This is a genomic window from Ancylomarina sp., assembly GCF_041555295.1.
In the GTDB taxonomy this organism is placed as follows: domain Bacteria; phylum Bacteroidota; class Bacteroidia; order Bacteroidales; family Marinifilaceae; genus Ancylomarina.
In genome coordinates, this window is record NZ_JBFFKR010000281.1 from 1 (window position 1) to 4,180 (window position 4,180).

General features: G+C 37.3%; 2 protein-coding genes and 1 pseudogene. All 3 read right to left on the reverse strand.

What is annotated here, in order from left to right:
* Positions 1-801: pseudogene (locus ABY905_RS14585) on the reverse strand (hypothetical protein); the annotation flags it as partial.
* A gap of 96 nt (positions 802-897) precedes the next feature.
* On the reverse strand, positions 898-1,938 hold the full coding sequence (locus ABY905_RS14590; RefSeq protein ID WP_372645162.1) for a 2-oxoacid:ferredoxin oxidoreductase subunit beta: 1,041 nt from the start codon (positions 1,936-1,938) through the stop codon (positions 898-900).
* Positions 1,939-1,941: 3 nt separating this feature from the next.
* A complete protein-coding gene (locus tag ABY905_RS14595) occupies positions 1,942-3,786 on the reverse strand; it encodes a 2-oxoacid:acceptor oxidoreductase subunit alpha (protein ID WP_372645164.1) in 1,845 nt (614 codons plus the stop codon).
* Between the last annotated feature and the right edge of the window lie 394 nt (positions 3,787-4,180).

A 4,180-nucleotide genomic window follows, 5' to 3' on the forward strand; every position in this document is an offset into this window, starting at 1 on the left:
CACCAAAATAACTTTGGGACGAGCACGCATCTTCAGAATTTTGTGCATCTCATCAATATCATCTTCATCAGAAATTACTTTCTGAGTCTGAGTCATGACTGATGTATATAGCAGAGGTAAATAACGAGAATAGTACTTCACCGAATCTTCAACCAACAACATCACACGAACGTCACCAATCTTAGAATCAGGTTCCAAATTCTTCTTATCCTCAATGTATTTGGTCATAGCCATAAAAATCTTTGTAGAGCCATTCCACACAAATACCCTTTCGATATTATTTTTGATTTTATCAGCCGCCTTATCGAAATAAGCCAAATCACTGTTATTATTTACTAAAACCAGCACAGGCAAATCAGGCTGTTTCTTTTTTATTTGCTGACTCAGCTCCAATGGCGACTCTTTATCGAGACCAGCCATTAAAATGACAATATCAAAATTACGCTCATCCATAGCCTTGAGCGCTTCATCAGTGGTCGTTACACTTGTAAAACGTGGTGCTGTATATAAATTAAGTTGAAGATATTCACCAACTATCTTGTCCGAGAACTGACCTTCCCTGACAATGGTGTATGAATCGTAATAAGTTGCAACAAGAAGAATCTCCGTTACCTTAAATGGCATTAACTCTTGGAATATATCTCTGTCGTTCTTTTTTCTTTTATAAATTTTCGAAATCGCAATTTCTTCCATGTCTGTTCTAGGTTTGTATTTGACTGATGAAAGTAATAAACAATTGACAATTGTCAACAAGGATTGCTCTACAAATAAGGCTTTATAAGTGAAAATGATTAAAATCATAGAATTCTAATCCTATAAATTGCTGCGATTAAGGCAAAAAAATCCTGTTCGGTTTAATACCAAACAGGATTAGATCTAATAAATTAGACTATTTTGTTATTCAACAACCCAAGTGTCTCCACTATTAAGCAAATCATCCATACATTTTAATGTAGATATTGCTTGAACATCTTTAATTTGCTGAACCATTTTTTCGTCATAAGAAGTAGAATCGACATCACGAATAACACCCAAAGCAACAGGATATTCAGGAGCCATCATACTTGATAGCAACCAGTGCATATGTGGATTTTCGGTATGAGCATCGTGTGTCAAGACATCAGCCTCACTTATACCATTTTCTCCGATAGTAACGACAATAAGTTTACCATTAGCTCCCAGTATAAGACCTTTGTTCTTTTCAATTCCAAAAATCATAGGCTTATCTTGTTCTAAGATCAGTTGATAATCCCCCTTAGTTGCTTTATCCGTAACCAATGAATGTGTTCCATCATTGTAAATCACACAATTCTGAAGCACTTCTACAATAGAGGTTCCCTTATGAGCCGAAGCAGCTTTAACAACTTCTGTAGTCAATTTTATACTGGTATCAATAGAACGAGCATAAAATTTTGACTGCGCTCCAAGAGCAAGTTGAGCAGGTTTAAACGGCTCCTCAATTGATCCAAAGGGAGATGTTTTTGTCACCATACCTTGTTTTGATGTCGGTGAATATTGACCTTTCGTTAAACCATAAATCTCATTATTAAAGAGAAGAATAGTCATATCAATATTTCTACGAACAGCATGAATGAAATGGTTACCGCCAATTGCGAGAGCATCACCATCACCTGAAACCTGAATAATTTTAAGATCAGGATTGGCACATTTGACTCCTGATGCAATTGCAGCAGCACGTCCGTGAATCGTATGAAAACCATAAGTATTCATATAATAAGGGAAACGAGAAGAACAACCAATACCTGAAATGACAGCATAGTCTTCTTTCTTGTATTCCATATCAGCCATTGCCTTTTGAACGGAATTTAAAATACCATGGTCACCACAACCAGGGCACCAGCGATTCTCTTGATCACTTTTAAAATCCTTAGCACTTAGCTTCTTAATATTAGATGCGTTTAATACTGTATCAGCCATGACTTATTTCTCCTCCAGTAATTGGTTAAATCTTTCTTTTAATTCCACTACAGTGAATGGTAAACCCATCAACTTATTGTGTTGCTCAAACTTAGTATCAGGGAAAGAACTCCTTAGATATTCAGCAAATTGGCCATCGTTCAATTCACACACAATAATTTTCTTATAACGACCGAAAACTTCGGCTGTATTCTTAGGAAGTGGGAAAATATAATTAAAATGTGCCAAACTAATGGACTTCTCTTCCTTTTGTAACTCACGAACTGCAGTTGTAAGGTGACCATAAGTACCACCCCATCCTACAACAAGAACGTCAGCTTCCTCATTTCCTTTCACCTTAAGTTCAGGAATGTTATTAGCAACTAACTCAACTCTTCTCTTACGAATATCGCTCATCACCTGATGATTCTCTGGCACGTATGAAACAGTACCATCACCATCCATCTTTTCTAGTCCACCAATTCGGTGCTCTAGCCCTTTAGTTCCTGGAATTGCCCATTTTCGACTCAATCGCTTTTCTTCACGAGCATATGGAAGAAAGTCATCTCCTTCTTTAGCTATAGGAGCAATAATTTCTGGAAGCTCAGACATTTTTGGAATTCTCCATGGCTCCGCGCCATTGGCAATAAACCCATCAGTTAATAAAATCACTGGAGTCATATGCTCCAATGCAATTCTACCTGCCTCAAAAGCATAATGGAAACAGTCAGATGGTGTGCTTGCTGCAATAACAGGCATAGGACACTCACCACTTCGACCATGAATAGCTTGAAGTAAATCTGATTGCTCAGTTTTTGTTGGTAATCCTGTAGATGGTCCTCCACGCTGAACGTTTACAATTACCAGAGGTAATTCAGTCATTACAGCCAAACCAGCAGCTTCCGTTTTCAGTGCCAAACCGGGACCGGAAGTCGTTGTTACAGCAAAGTTTCCAGCAAAACTAGCACCAATTGACGTACAAATACCCGCAATCTCATCTTCGGCCTGAAAAGTTTTCACGCCTAAATCTTTACGAGCTGCTAATTCCTGAAAAATCTCCGTTGCTGGAGTAATAGGGTATGATCCACAAAAGAGTTCAAGATTTGCTCTCTCTGCTGCGGCCATCAACCCCCAAGCTGTTGCTTTATTACCTGTAATATTTCGGTAAGTTCCTTTACGGATTCTAGCAGGTGCTACACTATAGTTATAAGGCAAAGCCTCAATTGTTTTAGCGAAATTATAACCGGCACGAAGTACCTTTTTATTTGCATCTACAACCGCAGGGTATTTCTTAAATTTCTTTTCAATAAATTCTTCTGTATGCTCGAATGGACGATCAAACATCCAATAGACCATACCTAGCGTAAACATATTCTTACTTCTAAGTATAGATTTCTGATCGAGCTCTGAATCTTTTAAACACTCACGTGTAAGCGTTGTAACCTTAGCCTTAATTAGGTTGTAGTCGGCAAGTTTATCATCCAATAAAGGATCTGATTCGTAACCGGCTTTTTCAAGGTTTTTATTCGTAAAACTATCCTCATTTACAATAATAGTTCCACTCGGTTTTACCCACTTTAGGTTTGCCTTAAGAGCCGCTGGATTCATTGCAACTAATACATCCGCAAAATCACCAGGGGTGTAAATTTCCTGATGTCCGAAATGTAACTGGAAACCAGATACACCACCAACGGTACCTTGTGGGGCACGAATTTCTGCTGGATAATCTGGAAAAGTTGCTACATCATTCCCAAATAATGCTGAAGTATCAGAAAACTGAGTTCCTGTTAATTGCATTCCATCTCCGGAATCTCCCGAAAATCGAATAACAACCTCTTCTCTTTCAATAATTTTTGTCTTTTGACTCATGACTGTTTGATTTAACAATGAGTTAAATTCTTAGTTTGTTTGGTTTTATTGATGTAAAGTTAAGACCAAGATGGAAGGATAAGGAAACGAGTATTATATTTTGGGGATGTTCATTTAGAAAAACTATCGATAAGTCGACATTAGTAATTATTAGACATCAAATTCCACTCAAGAGTATGGGGAATTGGATGAAAATCTTTCAAAAAGAACAGAACCTATATAGAAATAATGAATCCTTACAAACTTTCAACCAAGCTTTTAACTCTACTTGTTGGGTTTCTGTTTTAGAACAGTTCTTAATAAACATGTTCTACAACAGTGGGTAAAGGTAATGATTACCAGAACTTAGGCAAGAAAATGAAAAAGAATTTTTGAGAAAAATGCAAAGGTTTGC

What these genes read in the sequence shown, in the direction of transcription:
- ABY905_RS14590 (WP_372645162.1), bottom strand. Translation starts at nt 1,938, where the DNA reads ATGGCTGATACAGTATTAAACGCATCTAATATTAAGAAGCTAAGTGCT.
- ABY905_RS14595 (WP_372645164.1), bottom strand. Translation starts at nt 3,786, where the DNA reads ATGAGTCAAAAGACAAAAATTATTGAAAGAGAAGAGGTTGTTATTCGA.